Annotated in this window: 10 protein-coding genes; 1 reads left to right on the top strand and 9 read right to left on the bottom strand. The window is 60.8% G+C overall.

The genetic code is table 11. From position 1 onward, the window contains the following. The 8 genes from D0550_RS27730 to D0550_RS27695 all read right to left on the bottom strand — a co-directional run. Positions 1–9,174, bottom strand: a 9,174-nt coding sequence (locus tag D0550_RS27730; protein WP_116812444.1) for an SDR family NAD(P)-dependent oxidoreductase, incomplete at its 3' end; no start/stop codon positions are given. Between the two features lie 18 nt (positions 9,175–9,192). Next, entirely contained in the window at positions 9,193–9,909 is a 717-nt protein-coding gene (locus D0550_RS27725) for an SRPBCC family protein (RefSeq protein WP_116812443.1), read from the bottom strand. A gap of 12 nt (positions 9,910–9,921) precedes the next feature. Beyond that, positions 9,922–10,668 (bottom strand): SRPBCC family protein, encoded by a 747-nt coding sequence (locus D0550_RS27720; protein ID WP_116812442.1) that lies wholly within the window; start codon positions 10,666–10,668, stop codon positions 9,922–9,924. Positions 10,669–10,703: 35 nt separating this feature from the next. Then, positions 10,704–12,035 carry an FAD-dependent oxidoreductase gene (locus D0550_RS27715; protein WP_116812441.1) on the bottom strand — a complete coding sequence of 444 codons (1,332 nt, stop codon included), beginning with the start codon at positions 12,033–12,035 and terminating at the stop codon, positions 10,704–10,706. Positions 12,036–12,054: 19 nt separating this feature from the next. Beyond that, positions 12,055–13,008, bottom strand: a complete 954-nt coding sequence (locus D0550_RS27710; RefSeq protein WP_161966092.1) for an NAD-dependent epimerase/dehydratase family protein — start codon at positions 13,006–13,008, stop codon at positions 12,055–12,057. Further along, the gene (locus tag D0550_RS27705; RefSeq protein ID WP_116812439.1) at positions 12,998–19,357 is read right to left on the bottom strand and encodes an aminotransferase class I/II-fold pyridoxal phosphate-dependent enzyme; all 6,360 of its coding nucleotides are present in this window, start codon (positions 19,355–19,357) and stop codon (positions 12,998–13,000) included. Before D0550_RS27705 ends, D0550_RS27710 begins: the two co-directional genes overlap by 11 nt. A gap of 9 nt (positions 19,358–19,366) precedes the next feature. Further along, a complete protein-coding gene (locus tag D0550_RS27700) occupies positions 19,367–19,573 on the bottom strand; it encodes a hypothetical protein (RefSeq protein WP_116812438.1) in 207 nt (68 codons plus the stop codon). A 47-nt stretch (positions 19,574–19,620) separates the two neighbouring features. Beyond that, a complete protein-coding gene (locus D0550_RS27695) occupies positions 19,621–19,989 on the bottom strand; it encodes a hypothetical protein (protein ID WP_116812437.1) in 369 nt (122 codons plus the stop codon). Positions 19,990–20,275: 286 nt separating this feature from the next. Between D0550_RS27695 and D0550_RS27690 the strand changes: the two genes are divergently transcribed. Then, the gene (locus D0550_RS27690; protein WP_116812436.1) at positions 20,276–21,217 is read left to right on the top strand and encodes an acyltransferase domain-containing protein; all 942 of its coding nucleotides are present in this window, start codon (positions 20,276–20,278) and stop codon (positions 21,215–21,217) included. On the opposite strand, the gene D0550_RS27685 is transcribed toward D0550_RS27690, so the two are convergent. After that, positions 21,162–22,151 carry a DMT family transporter gene (locus tag D0550_RS27685; RefSeq protein ID WP_116812435.1) on the bottom strand — a complete coding sequence of 330 codons (990 nt, stop codon included), beginning with the start codon at positions 22,149–22,151 and terminating at the stop codon, positions 21,162–21,164. The genes D0550_RS27690 and D0550_RS27685 overlap by 56 nt on opposite strands. Between the last annotated feature and the right edge of the window lie 21 nt (positions 22,152–22,172).

Raw genomic sequence — 22,172 nt, 5'->3', positions numbered from 1 at the left:
CAGCGTCAGATGTGTATAAGAGACAGGCATGGGCAGGAGCACTTTAGTCGTCCCGCCCGTTCCAGCGCCGATCTCCAGAATGCGAATCTTGCTCGACGGCTCCGCCTGGCGCCGCTGCCTGATGCACGCACACAGCGATTGTGCCAGCACGTTGTTGTAGTAATCCGAGACGGCGTTGCCCGCGTACACACCCGACACGAGGTGCAACGAAGAATCAGGAAACATCACATCCGCTGCTCGCCGCGTGCCGGACAGAATCTCGGGCAGCGCCTGCAGGCAGGCTTTCAACAGTGCCAGGTGCGCTCGCGTGTTCGCGTTCGCCTGCCATACCGCTTCGTTGGCATCCCACGATGACCAGAGCTCGTCCAATCCGGCGCGTTTCGCCACACCTCGCTGCGTGAGGTAGTCGATACTCGTCTCGAGCCATCGACCGAGCAGCGGGTCGGGCCCTCGCTCGACGGACTGGGGAGTTGCCGCGAGGATCTGCTCGGCAAGATCCATCACGTCTGGCGACAGCACGCTTTCCTTCAGAGCTGCTGGCGGCACGCCCGAGCTGAGGTTCTCTCGTAGTGACAGCAGTACATCGGTCGCAACATTCGGCACATAGCTCACGATCTCGGGCCGGCTGATGCCCTCGATCGCTCGAACCTCGATGGCTTTCACCAGCGCCAGCTGATTCACATCCGAGCTGACGAGTGTGCTCAGCGCATCCATCGCCTCCTGCGCTTCGATGGAGCCGAACCCCATCTGTTGCATGCGCCGGTTATAGAACTCGGCCGCAACAATTCCCACGTTGCCCCAGAAGCCCCAGTTCATGATCTTGATCGGGTAGCTGCGACGTCGGCCCAAGTTGTGCGCGAAGCTGTCTTTGAAAGTGCAACCCGCAGCGTAGTTGGATTGGCCGGGGGCCTTGGTGAACGAGATCAGCGACGAGAAGAACACCATGAAATCCAGATCCAGGCCGCCGAACACGGCGTCCATGTGGACGCTCACGTCGACCTTGGCGGCAAGGCTGCTTCTGAATGTGGCCTCGTCCATGCGCGACAGGCTTTGATCCTGCAGAACGATGGCGGAGTGCACGACGCCATGAATTCGCGGATACGCTTCCCGAATCTTCTCGAGCGTCGCCTGTAACGAATCCAGCCGGGTTGCATCTGCGCTGTAGTAACGCGGTTTCGGACCCAAGCTGGCGAGCGACTGCAGCTTCTCTTCAATCGCAGCGTCGAGCGGACGCCGGCCGATCCACACCAGCTCGGCCTGGTAGTGCTCGACCATGAAGCGACTCCAAACTTCGCCAATGCCGCCAGCCCCACCGATGACGACGTAGACGCCGCCTTGCCTGTAAGCCGGTGGCGACCCAGGCAGAGCGCCGACCCGCGCCAATCCTTCGATAAACCACTCTCCCTGGCGATGCGCGAGGCAATCGCCCTCTTTGTTCGATGGCAGCGTCAGGCATTGCTCGGCACTGACGGTCTGCAGATCGTCGACGTCCAGCAGTTGCAGATCCCACTCTGGATATTCCTTCGCCAGACTGCCCACTAGCCCAGAGATGGCGCCGTGCGTGGGCGAGATTCGCTCGGTCTTCCTGACGTTCTGCGTGTTGCGAGTGATGAGCGTCCAGTGCAAGCCGCGCTCGGCGCGATTCAAGTTCACCAGCGCCTTGGCGATACGGAAGACTGCCAGCACGCCGCTATCCTGGTCGGCGAGGATGCTTGCGGGGCTCATGTCGAGTTCGCTATCCAGCAGCACATCCGGCGCGATCCAGAGCAAATGCTCAAATGCGCGGTGTTCCAGTAGTCCCTGGATGGTTTCGATGCTTGCCTTCGCTGGCAGCCGCAAGAACTCGGCCTGCGGATACGACGCTCGCAACCAGTCAAACGGCGCTTCCTGCTCGCCTACCAGCAGAATGCTCTCCGTCGAACGCGGTTTGTGAGCGTCTTGCTGCTCGCGCAATCGGCTCCAGATCGGGGCCAGGGAGTACAGTTGGCCTGCATCCTGCCGCAATGACGGCACCCTGCTGTCGGCCTCCAGCACACGAGAAACAAATCCCGTCATCTGCACGCAAACGTTGCCGAGCCGATCACAAAGATCGACGTCGAACTTCAGCGAATCCGCAGCGTTCGAACGCCGAACCCACGCGAACATTTCCGTCGCGCATGGCGCAAGTACACGCAACGAGTCCAGCTCAAACGGCAGCAACGGCCCGCGCCCGGCCCCTGGCTCTCCAATCAGGGCCATGCACCCTTGCAGCGCGCAGTCCATCAGACTGGGATGGAGCACATACGCCCGCTGACTCGCCTCGACGACGCTGGGCAGAGTCAACTGCGCAAGCAATTGTCCATCGCCAAGATGAAGACCCGTAATGGCTCGATGCGCTGGGCCATAGTTGATGCCCGACTGCGTGAAGCGGTCATAGAACTCGTGGACCTCCAGCGGGCCCGACGTCATCTGGGCTCTGAGCTGCGGAAGATCGATTGCAGGAGCTGCTTGACTGGCGATCCATCGCGCCTGCCCTTGGCAATGAGCCGCTTCGGCATCGGCGCTATGGATTTCAAAATCGATCTCGGTCGGATCGCTGTCATTCAAATACAGAGCGATGACGACTTCCTTCGGGGAGGCAATCGCGATCGGCTGCAGCCAGGCGGTGTGGCGCAATTCCAGAATCTGCCCCTGCTCCGAGCTTGGAGACGCTCGATCTACTGCCGCACGCGCCATTTCAAGATAAGCGACCGCGGGCAGCACTTTGTGACCTTGAACCTTGTGGTCACGCAGGAAGAACTCGTCGCCGGTGAAGACAGCGGTATAGCTTTGCCGGCTGAGATCGGACGTGTTCGTGTGCAGTAGCGGATGCACTGCCGGCGCCGCTGAAGGCGCAGACGCGCTATCCCACGCCCGCACGCCTGCCACGGCGTCGATCCAATAGCGCTCCTTGTTGAAGGGATACGTCGGCAGCGCCATGCGTCGCGGCCTGTCCACCTCGTAGAGCTTGTCCCACTCCACGTCCAATCCCTTGGTCCACAACTCCAGCAGCTTGGATAATTTTCGTCGCGCCAGCCATCGCTCCAGCGTCGCCAGGAAATCCTCGTCGCCGCCAAACAGGCGCAGGGTTTCTTGGTCGCTCTTGGCTTGACCCTGGTAGACGTCTTCGATGTCTCTCTCACCAGCAAGACAGGCCTGCAGCTTGCCCACCAGTTGCTCGACCGAGCGCACCAGGATGCCCAGTCGCGCCTCCATGGCTTCGCGGCCCACTTGCAGCGTGTAGGCCATGGATCTCAGGTCGATTGCTTGATCTTCCTGGACGAAGCTGAGTAAATCCCGCGCTCTCTGGCGCAGCTGTTCCGGACTGCCAGCTGACAGCAGAATGGCGTGCTGCTGGTCGACGGTTCGGTCTGCCGCAGCAGCGCGAAACTCCTGCACGAGAATGTGTGCATTGGAGCCGCCAGCGCCGAACGACGAGATGCCCGCGATGCGGGGAGCTTCGTTTCCGACCAACCAAGGTGACAAGCGTTGATTGACGCTGAAAGCAGTCTTGGTGAAATCGATATTCGGATTGAGCTCGGCCGCGTGCAGGCTGGGCGCGATTGCCTTGTGCTTCATCTGCAGCAGCACCTTGGTCAGCCCCGCAATTCCCGCGGCCGACTCGAGGTGCCCGATGTTCGATTTGGCGGAACCGATCGCGCATGGCTTTGAGGGATCCGCTCTGGTCGCAAACGTTTGCTGCAACCCGGAGATCTCGATCGGATCGCCCAGCTCCGTGCCGGTACCGTGCGCTTCTATGTAGCTGATGTCGTCTGCTTTGATTCCTGCCTTCTCGATCGCTCGACTGACCAGCTCGGCCTGCGCCTTGGGGCTTGGCACGGTATATCCATTGGCCTTGCCGCCGTGATTCACATGCGTCGCCAGAATGATGCCGTGAATATTGTCGTTGTCGCGCAGAGCACTGGACAGCGACTTCAACAGCACGACGCCGACGCCCTCGCCGGGCACGTAACCATTGCCGCCGGCGCCGAAGCTTCGACACAAGCCGTCGCGAGACAACATCTGCTGGGAGCAAAGCCAGGTGTAGCTCGCAGGATGCAGATAAAGATTGACGCCACCTGCGAAGGCCATCTCGCAGTCGCCGCGATTGATGTGCTCGCAGGCCTCGTGAATCGCCGTCAATGACGACGAGCACATGGTGTCGATCGGCAGGCTGGGACCCGTGATGTCCAGAAAATACGAGACGCGATTGGCCACAGAGCTGAATGACGTGCGCGGGAAGAATCCGTCATCGACGGCTGCCGTGGGCGTCGCGTACAACTCGAATCCCGTTTTGGTGATGCCGGCGAAGACGCCAACCTTGCGCTGCAAGCGATGCTTCAGATCGCTCCGCGTATAGCCGGCATTCTCCAGCGCCCGCCACGCCTCCTGCAGGAACAAGCGCTCCTGCGGGTCCATATTCATGGCCTCGCGGGGCGAGATGTTGAAGAACAATGGCTCGAACTGGGCGAACTGCTCGATGAATCCACCCCACTTGCTATAGCTCTTGCCTGCCGCGACAGCCTGCTCAACGTCTGGAACATAGAAGCCATCGAGCGGCCAGCGCTCTGGCGGAATCTCGCTGACACAGTTCCGACCGCTCGCGAGGTTCTTCCAGAACTCGTCCAGCGTCGCGGCTTGCGGATAAATACCGCTGACACCGATGATCGCGACCGGCTCTCTCCGGTAGGTGCTCGCTGATGGAAGATCCTGCTTGGGAGTCTCGACTCGGCGGGAGGGAGCCGCGGGCACCGGCGCTCGTGCGGGTGCCGTCGAGCCAGTCCATGCGACGCACTCTGCTGCGTGCGCCTGGACGAGATAGGCGGTGAGCTCGGCGAGCGTCCGATGCTCGAAGAACAGCGTTTTCGAGAGGTCGCCAAAACTCTCGGCCAGCTTGCGATTCATCAGGTTGATCAGAATCGAATCGATGCCGTACGAGGAGAAAGGCTCGTGGGCATCGACTTTCGCTGCTGGCAGCTTGAGCGCTTCGCCAAACAGCTGCTTGATCTTCGCCAAGGTCGCTTCGCGCAGTAGATCCGCGCTTGGCGCGGCGGGTGTCGCCGTAACTGTGCTGGTGGGCTGAATTTTGTTCGCGCGTGCCAGCGTGTTCCTCAGCCTTGCTACGTCGCCCTCAAGCACCATCGTTCGTGTATTTCTCGACAGGAGGCTGTCGTGAAATACCCGCACGCCGGTGGCGGTCTGCAGAGGTTCGATTCCAGTCGTTTCGCGCAGCGTCTCCACGCTCTGCGCATCCATCGCCATTCCGCCCTCTCGCCATAGGGGCCAATGGATGGAAAGCGTGTGGCCGCACCTCTGTCCGGCATCGACCAAGTGATTGCGATACGCGGCAAACTGATCCATGAAACCATTGGCGGCCGCATAGTCCGCCTGTCCGACGTTGCCCAGCGCGCTGGCAAAGGACGAGAACAACACCAGGAAGTCGAGCTGCAGATCTTTGCTCGCCTCGTCCAGATTGAGCGTTCCAGCGACCTTGGGCGCAAGGACGCGTTTGAAGCCCTCCGCGGACTTTTTCAAGATGAAGCTGTCCGCGATCATGCCGGCGCAATGGATGATGCCGTCGATGCGTTGGTGCGCGCTGGTGACTGCTTCGATAGCCGCTCGCGTCTGATTCGGATCCGTCGGATCCAACTGCCGATACTCCGGCGCAAATCCGCCCCGCTCCGCTGCCAGGCACGCCAGCTCGTCGAGACGTTGGCGTTGCTCGTCGCTCAGTGCAGAGCGACCGGTCAGCACGATCCGAGACCGAACGGCATGGCGAAGGATTTCCTTCGCGAACAGCATGCCCAATCCGCCCAACCCACCCGTAATGAGGTAGACACCATCGTGCTTGAACGCGAGCAACGATGGCTGTGTCGCAGGGACTTCCTGCCAACGCAGGATTTGCCTCTGCCCTTGCGAGTACTTGATGAGCGTGTCGCTGGATAGCTCCCTCTCACGGCGCAGCTGCGCCGCCAAGGCGTCCGCATCCAGCCCTGCTTCCGTCAGGATGATCTGCCCGATGAACTGTGGATTCTCGCGAGTGGCGGTGCTGAGCAGTCCGGATAGGCCGGTCAGCAACGTCGCTCCCTGCCGCTGAGGGATGACGATTTGGAGCAATACTCGGCCACGAGGTTTTTCGGCGAGTATCCGCTTCACTTCTTCGAAGCAAGCCAGAGCATGATCGACATAGCGTTCGCCGATCTGCTCTGACGGTGAGTCACAGCGCAGATGAGAACAACGATGCGCCTGAGTCAACGCCCGCATCGCTTCGGCATCGACTGCCGGCAGCTCGCACAGCAGGATTCGATGCTCGCGAAAAGCGCCACTGTCCGCATCGTCGCGTGCGGATGACCCGGCCGCCTCCCAAACAGGAGTCACCAACAGATGGCTCGCAGCACGAGCCTGCGTCGGTGCGCTCGCCTCAGTTTCGGACGGCCTGATCCAATGGCTCTCACGAGCGAATGCATAGGTCGGCACACTGATGCGCCGTGGCTCAGCGGCATACAGCCTGCGCCAATCGACATCGGCGCCCGAAGTCCAGAAGGCGCCGAGCTGGCTCAGGTTTCTCTCGGCGAGCGCTCGCTCGACCAGTTGCTGTCCCGCTTCCTCCTGCCACAAGCGAGCGGCACCCGAGTCTCGCGAGTTGACTTCATCCAGCCACGTATCGACTGGACAATCCGACTCGCTCAACCACTGCTGCAACTTGCTACGCAGCTCAACTGCGTCTTTGACTTTTATCGCAAGGCGACGCTTCATAGCGGTGCGGCCGACTTGCCAGGTGTAGATGGCATCTGCCCAGCGGCCGCCAGAATCGTTCGGTTCCAGCCACTCAACGATCTTGCTGGCATAAGCACGAAGGCGTGCTTCATCGGCCGCGGATATCACGAACAGGTAATCAGTCTCAGCGGTGCCTGCGATTTCCTGAGCTTCCGCCACATACTCCTGAACGACACAATGCGCATTCGCGCCGCCGGAACCGAAGCTGCTCACGCCCGCTAGTCGAGGCTGCTTGGAAAGCCAGTCTTGATGGCGCGCGGCGATGTAGAGCGGCGTCTCGCCCAGAGAGATCTTGGGGTTGAGCGTCTCGAACGTCGGTTGTCCCGGCAGCTGCCGATGTTGCATCGACAGCACGACTTTCAGTACACCGGTGATGCCAGCCGCCGATTCCAGGTGACCGAGATTGCTCTTGATCGAGCCTACCGCGCACGTCTTGTCGGCGCTGACGCCGGCCAGGTTGGAGTACGCCGTTTGTATTCCCTGGACTTCAATAGGATCGCCCAGCGACGTGCCAGTACCGTGCGCTTCGATGTAACTCAGCTCGCGCGGCGAAATGCCCGCGCTGTTCCAGGCCGCGATCAGCAATTCGCTCTGCTTCTTCGGATCAGGAACCGTCAGGCCGCCGGTGAGGCCGCCATGATTGACCGCACTGCCCTTGATGACCGCATGAATATTGTCCTGCGCTCGAATGGCTTCGCTCAGCGGCTTGAGCAGCAACATCACGCCGCCTTCGGCCCGCACGTAACCATTTGCGCGGACGTCGAACACCTTGCAACGACCGTCGCGCGCGAGCATGCCGGCCTTGTGATAGGCCACGCTCAAGTCGGGATGGCAAATAAAGTTGACGCCACCGACCAGCGCGCTGTCGCATTCGCCGGCGTGTATGGATTGAATGGCGGTGTGGAGCGCCACCAGTGAGGATGAGCATGCCGTGTCGATCAGCATGCTGGGACCAGACAGGTCGAGAAAGTACGACAGTCGATTGGCGATGATCGCCAGCGAGCTGCCGGTAGCATGGTGAGCCTCGGTTTCGACCCTCGCGGTCTGGATCAATCGGCTGTAATCGCAATTGCTCGCGCCAACGAACACTCCCGTGCGTGTACCTCGCAGATGCGCGGGTAACACGCCAGCGTCTTCCAGACAGGTCCACGCGAGCTCGAGCAAGATCCGTTGCTGCGGATCGGTGATCTGGGCTTCCGTCGGCGACACACGGAAGAACGAGGCGTCGAATGCGTCACCGTCCGTGAGATAACCGCCTTGGTCGATTCCCGGATACTCCGCAACCGAAGGCCAGTTGCCTCTGGTCCTTGGAAAAGAGCCGATGACGCATTTCGCCGCCGACAACACGTCCCACAGATCATCGGGCTTCTCGATGCCACCCGGCAGCCTGCAAGCGATGCCGACGATGGCAATGTCCTTGCACCCACGCGCGCCGATTTCCTGAGTCGGCGCGATCTCTTTCTTGGGCACAGCTGCGCCTGCCGCGAAGTACGCAACCACCTTGTCGACGCAGTTGTGCTCGAAGAAAAATCCTGGCCGAAGCGTGCGACCGAACCGCCGCTCCATCTGCAACTGCAGCTGCAGCAGATCGGCGGAAGTCAGGCCCATTTCCATCAGGGGCCGCGCAGCATCGAGATCGTGCGCATCGCCGATGACCCGTGCGACTTCAGCTCGCACGAAGCGACTTACCTCTTCCCGATCAAATGCAGCGTTCTCCGCCGCCGATCGATCAGCTTGCAGTCGCGTCTGCCGGTGACGAATGTCGTAGGACACCAGCACGCCGTAGCACTGGTTGGCCGCGTCCTCCGGCCGATAATTCGCGATCGAACGGACGACCGTGGCGCCGTGCGAGCAATGTAGCGCCAGTACCGGATCCTGGCGCCCATCCTGGCGCTGGATGTACTCGTCGAAAGCAAGCCCATTCGCGGCGTCGAAGCGCTTGCACAAGGTCACTCCGACGACCCGATCGACGCCTTCGAGCAAACCGCAGCGCTGTAACATGAACTCCAGCAGCTGATCGCCCAGACTCAGATTCTGGACCGCGGGATCGACATTCAGCGCCAGCAATTGCACGATCGAGCCCGACTCATCATGCAACTCGTGCACGTCGGTGGCGCACCGACTCGCCAGGGCATCCACATCTCGAATGCGCTGGCTGTAGACGACGCCCAGCACCTGACCAGAGCGCTCCAGTACGAACTGGCCATCGGGATATCGCTGCAGGCGCGCGTGAAGCTGCTGCTGCGAGCTGCGTGTGTGCTGCCAACAGAGCGCTTCGAGCTCAACCAGACGAGCCAGATCGCTCTCGTCGGCGCGCCGAACGATATAGCCACGCGCGCTCAGCTCCGCCGCGGCGGCGACGACGTGCAAATCATCCATTTCAGCGGTTCCTGGGGATCAACGCGGCTCTTGAGTCGAGCTGAGCAACACCGGCTTGCCGTGTTTGTAGCGGTCCGTCTTCATCACTTCGCGCATCGCCTTGATCTGACCACCGATCACCTCAGGCATCGCGAGGTTCGCCAGCACGTATGGCAGTCCGAGATCCATCTCCGACACGGACTCGACATCCACGCCCCCTTCCACCGGCGTCAGCGTCCAGTTGTTGCTCAAATGAACGATTCGCGGGATGTCGCCTGCCCGCGGAATCCTGTTGGGAGCCGCGTACACATTGATGTGAAACTGCTTTGTCTTCGGGTCCTCGTAGCACTGGTTCAGCAGCACCACCTCGACCTGGCCGAAGGGCTTTGGCAACGTGAGCTTGTAGGTGTCGTAGGCGTAGAACAGCGACGGTGTGGACACCTCCTCGATTCTCTTGATGTCCGTAGCACCGAAGTCCTTGCCGGTGTCCAGATCGGTCAACATGAACAACGCCTCGGACAGATTCGCATCGAAGCGCACGTTGACCTTGTACTTCATCAAGCTGTAGCCGGGCGTCTTCAACGCCGAGACCCGGATGCCGTCCTGATCGCTGACGAGCTGCCATTCGTTGGAACCGGAGTTGGTCCACGCGATGTGAGCACCGAACAGCGCAACCAGCACGACGCCCAACGCGATGCCCGCGCGCTTGAGTGCTCTGGCGCCCCTGCCAGGCGCACGCGATGTTGAATCGATCATTTTCCAGCTCCCTTAGAGTGATTCCTGCAGACTGGATGTAAGTGCAGGCGCGGCGCTGCCCGGCTCCTCGACCGAGATGAGCCGCGCCGCTTGATATTTCTCCGTCAGCACCAGCGTCTTGTGATAGCTCAAGTCCTTGAACAAATACTCGGGCATGGACAAGTTGGCGAGCGGATAGAACAGCCCCATGTCCACATCCAGCGTGATCTCCCAATCGATCAGTCCGTTGGGCAGCGGCGTGAGACGAAAGATGTTGTTGAGATGCGTGACGCGTGAAGTGTTCGGGCTTGGCGGCGTGCGACCCGGCGCGGCCTGCACGTTGATCTCGACCTTCTTGGTCGCCTTGTCCTGCGCATAGTTGAGCATCACGACCATTTCCTTGGTTCGAAAAGGCGGCGGCATGGGATGCTTGGCCGAATAGCAGGCCATGAACAGCTGCGGCGTCTCGATCCGCTCGACGACAGTGAAGTCCTTGCCGCCGAAGTCATCGGACGTGGACTCGTCACCACGCAACAGGAATACAGCGCTGGTGAGACTGGTCGCCACCTGCATGTCCGCTTTGACTTTCAGCAACGTGGATCCCGGCGTCTTCATGGTGTAGACGCGGACGCCGTTCTCGTCCTTCTTGAGCTCCCACTCACTCGAGCCCGAGTACTTCCAGGCGAAGTGAGCGAACACCGCAACGACGGTCAGCGCCGCGACCGTGGGCAGGAACATCTTGCGTAGGACGAGACCCAGTTTGGCAAATCGTGCTTTCATGGCGAGTTCTTCCAGTTGAAACTGCGGCTTGAACGTCAGCTCGCGCGCGCCACGACTTTGAGTGCCGGCGCAGATCGAGCTTGCGAGGGTTGCAGGGAGGCCGAGAGGTGCTTGGCGAGGCGCTTGGCCAGACAGATGAGCGTGAATGTCGGGGTTATCATCACATCCGACATCAGTGAGTGATCGCAGACATACAGATGGCTGATATCCGTCTGCAGGTTCTCATCGACATGCTCCTTGATCCTGATCGTGCCGCCGGGAATGCCCGCCATCAGCTTGGTGCGGAAAATGTTCCGCGCACCGGCGTTCTTCAGAATTTCAATGGCGATCTGCTCCGCGTCCTGCAGCTTCTGCAGCTCCGCCGCCGTCAACTGCTTGCGGAAGCTGCCGTCCTTACCGACCTCGCCGCCCATGGAGTCATAGATCAGGATCCCCATCGACAGCATCTTCGAGAACGAGAACAGATAGCGCCACTTGAGGTTGGCCAGCATGACCAGCTTGAACAACAGCGAGCTCATCGCGCCGTCGCCCAGAGAAAAGCCCTTGCCGAGCTCGATATCCTGATTGCCGACGAAGGTGTCTGTCGCCTGCAACCCAGGCACCGTGCCGCAAACCATGTACGCCGGCTTGCAGAAGAAACCGCGATCGCCGATGTTTTTGATTCCGCAGTCAATGAGCAACTTTGGCGTGGCCAGCGCGCCGGTGCTCAACACGATGCGCTTGCCTCGCGCCGTACACAGCTTCGTGCGCATGAAGCCTTGCTTGTGCTTGTACTCGACACCAACGGCACGGCCATCCTCGATGAGCACTCTCGTCACGGCGGCCTGCGTGATGAGCGTGGCACCGAAGTCGACTGCCTCCTCGACATAGCTCTTCGCTTTCCAACGCGCGTCATACTCGTAGCGCCCGGAGTCGCACTTGGATTGATCGACGAGCATGAGGTTCTTCTTGAACTTGTATCCCAGCTCAGCGGCGCTCTTGCGCAACACGAGGGACTGCGGTGACAAGAATTGGTCGGGCAACTCCGCAACGGGCAATTCCCTTTTGGCCTCCGCGACCTCCGCGGACAGATCGATGCCAAGGCTCGCGTACGTCTCGGCGGTCGGCAATTTGCAGACGCCGAAGTACAAGCTGGTCGAGCCGCCAACGGTGACTGCGGTCGCCGCCTTCAAGTCCTTGCCGACGGAGTACTCCTTGGTGACGGCAGCCATGGACGAGAAGGTCTCGCGCAGCGTGTGGTCCTGGCCCTGCTCGAGGATCAGTACCTTCTTGTGCCGACGCGCCAGCTCTCGCGCGAGCGTAGCCCCGCAGGTGCCTGAGCCCACGACAATGACGTCATATTCTCGATCCGTGACGCGATCAGTCATGTTCGTTTCCAGAGTTAGGTTACAGGTCTCGGGCTTTGATCCACGCGACGGTATCGCGCAAGGTTTCAGTCAGCGGTCGCGGCTGCCAGCCCAGCTCGGAGCGAATCTTCTCGTCGCAATACAAGTACGGCTGCCCGACCAGCTCGACCGGCATGCCGGCCTTCTCGGCCAGTTGTTTCGCCTCGTCGACCGTCAGCGTGCGCTCGGGCAGCACCATGTCGGGCTCGATCTCCTTGAGCGCGCTCATCAGATCGCGAATGTTCGTTCCCGTCACCAGATAGCGCCCCGATGCGCGCTTGCTCTCGAAGGCGCGGATGTGCGCGTCTGCGACGTCTCGCACATCGACCACCGAGAACTGCATGGGCAGTCGGAACGGCACCTGATTGTTGATGCACGCGCCGACGTTGATGGTGCTCGGCGTATGTTTGTAGAAGTTCGGGCCCAACACGACGCTAGGACAGAGCGCGATCAGATCGAGCCCCTGCGTTTTCGCATAGCTCCAGGCCGCCTGCTCGCTTTCGAGCTTGGAGCGACAGTACGGATCGGCCGGATCGCTCCAACTCGTCTCGGTCAGCGGCTGCTCCTGCGTGCCGCCGAAGCCGACCGCGGCAATACTGCTGGTAAACACAACACGCTCGACGCCGCATGCGCTGGCAGCCCGCAGAACTGCCTGACTGCCCGCGGTATTGTTCGCAACGATCCCTTCGCCGAGGCTCTGTTCATCGTAGTTGTAGAGTGCCGCCACCTGGAACACGCCGCTGACGCCTTGCATGGCCTTGGCGATGGCCGCTTCATTTCTGATGTCGGCTTGATACAGCTCGATGGAGTAGCCGGCGAAAATTTCAGCCGACCGAACCTCTTCGGGGTTGCGCACGGTGACGCGCACGTCATAGCCGCGCTCGCACAGCGTTTTGGCCAGAGTGTTGCCCACATGACCGTTGCCGCCCGTGATCAGAACTTTCTTAGGCTTCATTGACTTTCCCCAGCAGCACTTCTTCCTGCGCGGCGCCCGGCACCGCTTTGCCCTTGGCATCCATCTGCGTCCAGCGCCGGTAATCGGCGATTCTCGCCATGAATCCGCAATCCTCCCGATTCCAGCGAGCAAAGTACGAGTCGATCAACGCGCCCCACTCGGGCAACGCCAGCCCCAGCACTTGCAACGAGCGCCGGAAATTGTCCTGGGCGAACGGGAAGATCACGGAGAAGTACGCATCCATCATCTTGCGGGCGCGCACCGAGCCTTCGGCATCGCGCAGCACGCACTCGAGCACGAACCCATTCACGGGATTGATGGAATGAATGAACCGGACGAAGTCGTAGCAGCGCGACAGGTAAGCCGCGCGAGTCACCGGAGTGAATTGCAGCCCGTGGCTCTGCGCCCGGCGATACATGTTGGCGAAGCTGTACGGCTTCAGATGAGTCGCATGCAGGATGGTGTTCCACAGTTCCGGCTTGCCGCCGGTGTTCACTATCAGCCGGGCGGCGAAGTCGACGGGCAACATGTCAAGCACATCGTTCGACACCTTCTCTCGACATCCCACCGCCAGCCTCATCTGCAGCAGGCGATGCACGATGTCATCGGTCTGCCCAAGCCCGGTAAGCGCCGAACCGGAAAGCTCGCCGAACCTGTAGATCACATAGGGAACGCCGCGCTCGGCGGCGCGCCTGAGCAGCGTTTCCTGCACCCATTTCGACTGGCCATAGCCGCCGTACACTTGCGCCCCGGCTTCGACGAAGGCCTCTTTCTCGAAGATCGAGAACTCCTCGCCGATCTTCAAGGCACAGCCGGCGATGCTTGAGACGAACTGAATCAGCTTCACCCGATCGGTACTGGCGAGCCGAATGATCTCCTTCATCCCGAGCGTGGAATCGCGGAACGTGGCGTATCCCTCGATATGGTTCACACGCGCGGAGGCATGCACAATCTGCTGCGTCTCGCGGGCGCACAGTTCCCAATCCTCCGCAGACAGCCCCAGCTTCGGTTGAGCGATGTCACCGCACACCACCGTGATGCGCGTCCCGTCGATAGGCAGCTCGAACTTTTCCGCCTGCTTCAGGATGCGTTGCAGCCCCTGCTCATTGCTCGCAGCGCGCACCAGACAATAGGCCGTCGCATCTGGGTCGGCGCCAAGAAACTCCGCCAGCACATGGCTGCCAAGAAACCCCGTGGCGCCGGTAAGGAACAATCGCCGTATCTTTCCTTGGTGCGCGGGCGCGAGCGCCTCCAGGTTGCCGACCGCTAGCTCCGAGTCCGCGTCGTGCAGGTGCAGCGACACGGACTGCGCCGGCTCGACCCTCTTTCTCAGTGGCACGACCGTTTCATGCTCGTCGACGGTCAGCCGAGTGACGGTTAGCTTCTCGAAGGCCGACGCATATCGCTGCGCCAGCAGCGCTGCGAACGACCGGATGGTCGTGCACTCGAAGAACACGATCGGTGAGAAGTCCTCCTCGACCCGGAGCTTGATCGATTGGGTCATCTCCGCCATGTCCAGCGAGGTGATGCCCGTCTCCATCAGATGGCGAGCGTCGTCAACCTCCTCGATGCCGGTGCGCAGTTGAGTGGCGATCAGCTGCCGCACGAACAGCCGGACCTTCTCCTCGAGGCCCAGATTGATAGTTCCCGCCGCCAGAGACTCCGTGCTACCGAAGGAGAAGTGATACTTCTCCGCCCGCTTGCTCTTCGGAGTGGGCGCGGCAACGACCTGCACAGGCTTCACCGCCAACTCGGCCGGCGCTTTGTGTTTCTTTAGCCAGTAGCGCTCGCCTGCAAAGGGATACGTGGGCAGTGAGACCTTCCTGCCGGTTTGCGCGAAACCCGAGTCTCGCCAATCCGCTATCACGCCATCGCACCACAGTCGCGCCAGTCTGCGAGGATCGCCGCTACGAACCAGCAGCTCGATGAACTCCTGCTTTTCAGTGGAGTTCAGCAGCCCAGTCACACCGGCGGCATTCTTCGCGTAGCCGTTCATCACGGAGTCGTCGGAGCGTCCCTGCAGGTGCGCGCTGAGCTTTGCCGCCAGTTCATCGAGCGAGCCAGCGATCACGGCGAGGCGGTAGTCGAATGACTTCCGGCCTTTCTGCAAGGTGTGCGCTACATCGTCCGCTGAATAGCTGGGATGACTGGCTAGAAAATCATGCAAGCGCTCGACGGCTTCGCGCAGCTGAGCCTCGCTGTCGGCGGATATCGGAAAGATTCTGTCCTTGCGGTCGCACGACTGATCGGGTCGCGGCCCCCGTTCGTGTTCCTCAATAATGACGTGAGCATTCGTTCCGCCCGCGCCGATCGCGCTGATCCCCGCGCGTCGCGGGAACTGCGCGCCATCCACCTCTCTCGGCGTCCACTCCTCGACCCGCTGTTGTACATAGAACTGCGAGCCTGCGAAGTCGATGCCTTCGTTCAGCTCAGACGAGTGCAGCGACGGCACCAACGTCCGGTGCTTCATCTGCAGCAGAACTTTCTGCACACCGACGATGCCGGACGCCGCTTCCAAATGCCCGATGTTGGTTTTGACCGAGCCGATGGGACAGCTCTGCTTTTCGACACCGTATTCCTGATATGCGCGAGTCAGACCCGCAATCTCGATGGCGTCGCCTAAATCCGTAGCTGTCCCGTGCGCCTCGATGTAACCGATGGTGCGCGCATCGATATCGGCGCTTTGCAGGGCTTTCAGGATCAACTTGCTCTGCGACTGCGGCCCAGGAACGGTGTAACCGCTAGTACGGCCACTGTGGGTTACGGCAACGCTCTTGATAACGCCGTGAATGTTGTCGCCATCTGCGATCGCCTGATCCAGCCGCTTCAGCAACACTGCTCCGACGCCTTCGCCGGAGACATAGCCGTTCGCACCTTTGCCGAACGAACGGCAGACCCCGTCGCGCGAGAAGGATCCGCCCGCGGAGTTGAGGTCGAGCTTGGCCTGATGCAAATCGAGATTGACGCCGCCAACGAGCGCGGCAAAGCATTCGCCCCGCCTGATTGCCTCGCAAGCGAGATGCAGCGCAGTCAAGCTTGCGGAACAGGCTGTATCGACGGTCAGGCTCGGGCCCGAGAAGTTCATCCAGTGCGAAACGCGATTGGCGATGCTCCAGAAGAAGGAGCTGGGATTGACGACACTGCCGCCGATGCGCTCTTCGAGACCGAGCATTTGATACATCGACCACACCGCGCCGACGAACACCCCCACTTCGCGGCTGTTGTCGCAGCTCAAAGACTCCGGGTAGTAGCCGGCATCTTCGAGCGTCTCATAGGCCACTTCGAGAAACAGACGTTCCTGGGGATCCAGGACTTCCGCCTCGCGCGCCGAAATGTTGAAGAAGCGCGCATCGAACTTGTCGACGTCGGCGATGAATCCACCCCGATACTTCTCGCTGCCACGGGAGCGCAGCGCCAGACGCGCCTCGGAGATGGGTTCGATACAGTCCTTACCTGATACGAGGCTCTGCCACAGCTCCTGCAGGTTGTTCGCCTGAGGATAGCGCCCCGCCATGCCGATGATGGCGATGTCGCTGGATTGAATCTCGTGCGATGGCGATGGCAGCGCGCGCTCTGCTGGCCGCGAAACGACCTCGCCCTTGGATGTCTGGCTAACGATGCGTCCTGACGCATTGTGATACTGGATGAGTCTGTATCGACCGTGGATATCACCCACGGACTCGACGGACTCCTGCACCGGCACGAGCTCGGGAATATTCTTGCGCTGAGCGAACAGTCCCTGGAGCCGATCGATGATCGAGTCGACCTGCTCTTCCGTGAGCCCCAACGGAATCGCCAGGCGCACCAGATCATTGATGACTGTATTCCTTTGCATGCCGGCGTTGTGAGCGCCGCCGCGAATACCGGTGTTGAGGAACATCCAGGCCAGAAACGAAGCGACCGGACACTTGAAGTCCTTGAACTCGAGCACCTGTTTCACATCGATCAGGATGCAATGCGCCCCAGCAGGCTGCACCACAGGTACGCCGTGCGCTTTCAATGCATCCCAAATCCGCCGTACGGACTGTCTGCGACGCGATGTCCGACTTTCGATGTACTCCCGCTTCTGGAGGGCTAGAGCGAGCAGCTTCCGGTCGACGCCACTCAAACCGCAACCCTGCGCCCGGATACGCTCCTGCAACTGCTGGAACAACTTAGAATCGTTGACGGCGATCAATCCGCCGGTGACACAGAAGTCCTTACCGAAGCTCAACAGAGCAACGTCCGCAAATCCCAGGATTTCGCGGACCACGCTCCAAACCGTTTTGCCCGCATAGCCGGGTTCGTTCTCGATGACGAACTGAGCGTTCTCCACGATCCGAGTGCCATCCAGCACCAGCGGAATGGATGCCTTGCTCAGCAGTTGCTTGACTCGCTTCAGGTGCTCGATCGAGACCGGGTGCCCGCCCGTCGCGTTGTCACTGACTTCGATGCACACAAAGGCAATGGACGCCGGATCTCGCGCGACTTCTCTCTGCAGCCCCGCCCAGTCCATCTCGCCTTTGTACGAGTGCGTCGAGTCGAGCCGGAAAACCTCTGCGTGAGGCAGCTCCGTCGGTACCAGAGCATTGTCCATCTGGTGAAAGATGGTTGTGGGGAACAGCAAGTTCTGCAGAACGACGCCTTTGCGCGGCCACACGCTGCAGAACACGCTCTCCGCAGTCCGCCCTGACGTCGTCAACGCGAAATGCGAGAAGGGAAACAGACTCGTCAGTGTCGCGCTCAGGTCCACACGCTGATGCAACTGCGCGCTTAGCAGCCTGCGCTGGTTCTCGATCGCCGGTAGCCGCAGCTGCGCCCACGAATCCGTCTTCAGATCGAACTCGACTTGGTGCGGCAGCAGATTGAGCGGATTGAACCCGCACTGGAGCAGATCGGCGGATCGCGCCTCACCTTCGATGATCGCCTCGGCCACTTGATCCCCGGCGCGTACGACCTCTTGATTCTCGGCATCCGACGTCTGCATCTTCATCGGATCCGCGATCATCATGATGATGTCGAGCACCTCATCGGCGTTCGATTGACCGCGTGGCCGGCACAGGAAGATGGGCTTGTTGAGCGGACGGAACTTGTTCTTGAACTGCAGATTGCCTTCATCGTTGAAGATGTTCTGCATGCGCAGATCGTCGAGAATCTTCTCGACGGCTGGGTCTGGGATGGTTGAGTCGCCCAGCTTGCAGCCGTAAGTGCCACCCAGGCTCAACACATCGCAGCCTTCGGCGACCAGCTGTTCGATGATCTTGACGATCGTGAACTCCAGTCCGCCCAGCGGCATGCTGTCCGGGTAGAACTCCAGATCCATCAGGTAGCCGTTCTGCTCGGCCGCCAATGGCGAGATGAGAATGGCGTTCTGGAGCACATCGTCCAGATAGGTCACGAAGATGCGGTGCTGGGGATCGAGGGTGCCGGCGAGGATCTCGTCCTTTACGATGTGAATGAGCGGATTGACCATGGTCCGCGCCGCGCACCACAGGTCGATGATTCCAGCAATGGCGCGAGCGACTTCGGGATCCGCCCCGCAGCGAAACTCTTCGGTACGACAGTTGCCGGCCTTCTCGAACTTCGACACCTGATAGCGCAGTCGACGCATGCTCTTGCCGTCGAGCGTGAATTGCTGCAGGTTCAGAACTCTTTGCAAAGCGCCGAACGGCGTCGACGAGAACGGGATGCCACAGATCGATGGCGTCTCCTCGTCGTACACGATATTGACGCTGAGCTTGCGGCTGGCACAGTGCTCGTAGAGCTCCTTCGCGAGCGTCGGGAAGTAATCTCTGGGGCCGGTGTACGTGTAGGCCAGGATGATGTCGGTGCTACGGCTGTAGTGGAAAAAGCCGTGGCGCTCGCTGCCGATGAACAGGTTGGGCGCGATGTTCCTCGTCCCACGCGACACCGAGCCTTCGTTCTTATATTGCTCGAAGATACTCCGAAGCACAGAGCCGAACTCCGGATGCGCGTAAGCCTCGCGCTCCGCCATAAGAATGGGGCGCGCCGCAGGACGAAGCTGCACCACTTGCTTTACGACAGCCTCGGAAACATGCGAGACAGCGCTCTTCGTGCTCGCCTCCGCGGACTCCGAGGACAGCCGCGCGCGCAACGTCTGCTCATGCTTGGCAATGAAATACTGCGCCAAGTCGGCGACGTTGAAGTTCTCGAACAGCAGGGTTTTCGGCAAGCGGCCGAAATCCGCTTCCAGCGCCTTGATGATTTTCAAGACGCGAAACGAATCGACGCCCAGCTCCCCGAACGGCGCCGACGCAGCGAAATCCGCGCTCATCGAGCCGACTGCCGCGCGCACCAGCGACTTCAGATAGGACTCGGTCAGCTCGACCAGCCGCTCGTTGTCGATCATCTGGATTCTCTACTTGGTTACTTTGGACTCGATGAGTCGGGCGAACGTGATGTCCGCCCGCACCCACTGGATGAGCTCCAGCTTGTCTGCGCCGACCTGATCGGCGAGCGCGCCGACATCCAGGGCGCAGTGATCGGGCAGGCTCCTCAGCAGCCGCAGCACACGACCGTAGTCATGCGCCGCGGCCTCGATTTCGTCATCAATCTGCATATCCATGACGTGATCCCCAAGTGAATGGCCTTGCCCGCGCCTGTAGCGGTCAGCTACATCGACGGCGCCAGCAGATATGTTTCCTCGCCGGTGGTTCTGAGCGTGTGTGTCTCGATATCGTCCAGTGACGTGCCGAGCGATTGCAGGCGCGCACGTAAGTAGCGCACTTCCTGGAGCAGTCGCGGCATGTCTTGCCTGGCGTTGACGATGAACTCGTGGTCCGCTTCGCTCGCGCCGACCAGCTCGATCGATTTGAATGTGCCGAGCTCGTTGCACAAGCCCAGCTCGATGACGCTGACGTTGGTTGCAAGCTCCGCGTCCGCGCTGTCGGGAAGCCACGGCCCGACGGTTGCCGCGGCCACGCGACGCTCCATCAGATCCAGTTCCGCCTCGCTCAACTCATCGCACGTATGCATGCTCATAACTCCTCCTCCGGCAATCTTGAGATCGCACCACCTTGGTTCGCAGCAATAAAAATAATTGCGCTGCTCGCGATCGCGAGCGCGCATGGTCTGCAACGAATCAGTACGCAATGGTGTAAGGGCGACATCCCTGTGATTGGCGCAGGCTCCGCCCCGTCACGTCCTGGTAACGGTTCTTCTACGTGAGGAAAAGGTAGCCGAACTGGCTCGGGAAGCCGCCTGCAAAGAATGACAGTAGCTGCATCGTGCCACGATCCTGTGTACTGCCATTCGTGGGGAGTTCGCGATGCCGAAGCGCAAAGTCGTTTTCATGTTCTCGGGCCAGGGCTCGCATTACTTTCGAATGGGTCAGGACCTGTTCGAGCACGACCCGATCTTTCGCGAATGGATGTTGCGCCTGGACGAGCTGGCACGAAGCCTGTCCGGCGAGCGGGTCGTCGATGCGATCTACTCTGTCCCCGAGCGCGAGACCTTCGATCGTACGTTGCAGACTCATCCGGCGATATTCATGGTCGAGTACGCGCTGGCGCAGAGCCTGCTTCACGCTGGCATCACTCCCGATATCACGCTTGGCGCAAGCTTGGGCTCCTTCGCGGCTGCCACGGTGGCAGGCCATACGCGCGTGGAAGATGCACTCGCTGCTGTAATTCAGCAGGCTGCGGCGTTTGAGGCTTGCTGCGATCGTGGCGGCATGATTGCGGTGCTGGGCGATCAGACCTTGTACGCGGAGCCCTTTCTTCGTGAGCGCAGCGAGCTAGCCGCCGTCAACTTCTCTTCACACATCGTGGTCTCGGCGCCGCAAAGCAATCTGGCGCAGATCGAGGCATCGCTCAGCGAGCACGATGTGGTTTATCAGCGCCTGCCGGTTTCATACGCATTTCACTCGCAATGGATCGACGATGCGCAAGCGCCCTTCGAGTCATTCATGAGCTCGATTCCTCGCACGTCAGGCACGCTGCCGTTGGCATGCTGTCGACAAGCGACATTGTCTACCGAGCTGTCGAATGATTTTTTCTGGCGCGTGGTGCGCGAGCCGATCCGCTTCAAAGAGACGATCGCCGCGCTGGAGCAGCTCGGTGCTTACCGTTATATCGATGTCGGACCGGCTGGCACGCTGGCCACGTTCACCAAATACTGCCTGCCCGCAGACTCACAATCGACGGCCCACGCCATCATGAGCCCGTTCGGGAATGAGCGTCGGAGCATGGCGGCGCTGTTGCGGGGCTGACGCTACGGCGGGGCTGCGTATGCGCCGCCAGACACGAGACTACGCTAAGGACCACGAGTGTGAATGCAACACACTCGAGCACAGTGGGTAGCCGCTGCTCCCACAGAAATCCGTAGATCAGTGCAAATAGGGTCTCGAACAGAATCATCTGCCCCACCAGCGTGAGCGGCAGCAGCTTGCTCATCCGGTTCCACAAGGAGTTGCCGACCATCGATGCCAGGATGGCGACGCCCGCCGCAACACCCGCGAGCTTTGTCCAGGCCAGCGCAGCGTGAGATTCGGTGGCAAGAACCAATGCAACAGGAATAAGCAGGATTGCCTGGATGCAAGTCACCACGCCGGTCAGCAGATTCCACTCATGCGCCGACACGTGATCGAGCCGTACCAGCCAGCGGCTGTTGCCTACTGCATAGCATGTCCACGACACCAACGCTCCCACTGCGCACAGCAATCCGGCCGCTTGTTTCAAAATGGACGTAGCCGCGGGCGCAGCGAGTGCCTGCCATCCGATGCACACAGCGCCAAGAGCGCTGAGCGCAAGTGACGGCACGAGCCGGCGCAATGGCACCGCGCCCTGATCGCGGCTGCCGACGATGGTCACCGCGACGGGAAGAAAGCCAATGACTAGAGACGTCATTGCGATTCCGCCGAGACGAACGGCGCTCGACAGCAGGATGTAGTAGAGAACGTTGCCGGTGAGCGCCAGCCAACCCAATGCGATCCACTCGCGTCGGCCAAGCAGTGGCACGAGCTTGTGCCAGATCGGCGCGATCAGGCACGCGGAGAACAGACCGTAGAAGAGATAGCGGCCGATGGTCAGCTGCAACGGGCCGAACTCGGGCACGAGCTCCGGCGCCAGGAACACCAAACCCCACAGCGCGCCCGCACCGATGCCGTATGCGACGCCCGCAATTGTCCGCCCATCATTCCGCATGCATGCCTCCGCGACACGCAT

It is taken from the genome of Steroidobacter cummioxidans, from assembly GCF_003104955.1.
The sequence above is the reverse complement of the archived record's forward strand: the minus strand, read 5'-3'. Positions and strand labels throughout refer to the sequence as shown.

Coding starts and splice junctions, on each gene's coding strand:
- D0550_RS27725 (WP_116812443.1), bottom strand. CDS start 9,909: ATGATCGATTCAACATCGCGTGCGCCTGGCAGGGGCGCCAGAGCACTC.
- D0550_RS27720 (WP_116812442.1), bottom strand. CDS start 10,668: ATGAAAGCACGATTTGCCAAACTGGGTCTCGTCCTACGCAAGATGTTC.
- D0550_RS27715 (WP_116812441.1), bottom strand. CDS start 12,035: ATGACTGATCGCGTCACGGATCGAGAATATGACGTCATTGTCGTGGGC.
- D0550_RS27710 (WP_161966092.1), bottom strand. CDS start 13,008: ATGAAGCCTAAGAAAGTTCTGATCACGGGCGGCAACGGTCATGTGGGC.
- D0550_RS27705 (WP_116812439.1), bottom strand. CDS start 19,357: ATGATCGACAACGAGCGGCTGGTCGAGCTGACCGAGTCCTATCTGAAG.
- D0550_RS27700 (WP_116812438.1), bottom strand. CDS start 19,573: ATGGATATGCAGATTGATGACGAAATCGAGGCCGCGGCGCATGACTAC.
- D0550_RS27695 (WP_116812437.1), bottom strand. CDS start 19,989: ATGAGCATGCATACGTGCGATGAGTTGAGCGAGGCGGAACTGGATCTG.
- D0550_RS27690 (WP_116812436.1), top strand. CDS start 20,276: ATGCCGAAGCGCAAAGTCGTTTTCATGTTCTCGGGCCAGGGCTCGCAT.
- D0550_RS27685 (WP_116812435.1), bottom strand. CDS start 22,151: ATGCGGAATGATGGGCGGACAATTGCGGGCGTCGCATACGGCATCGGT.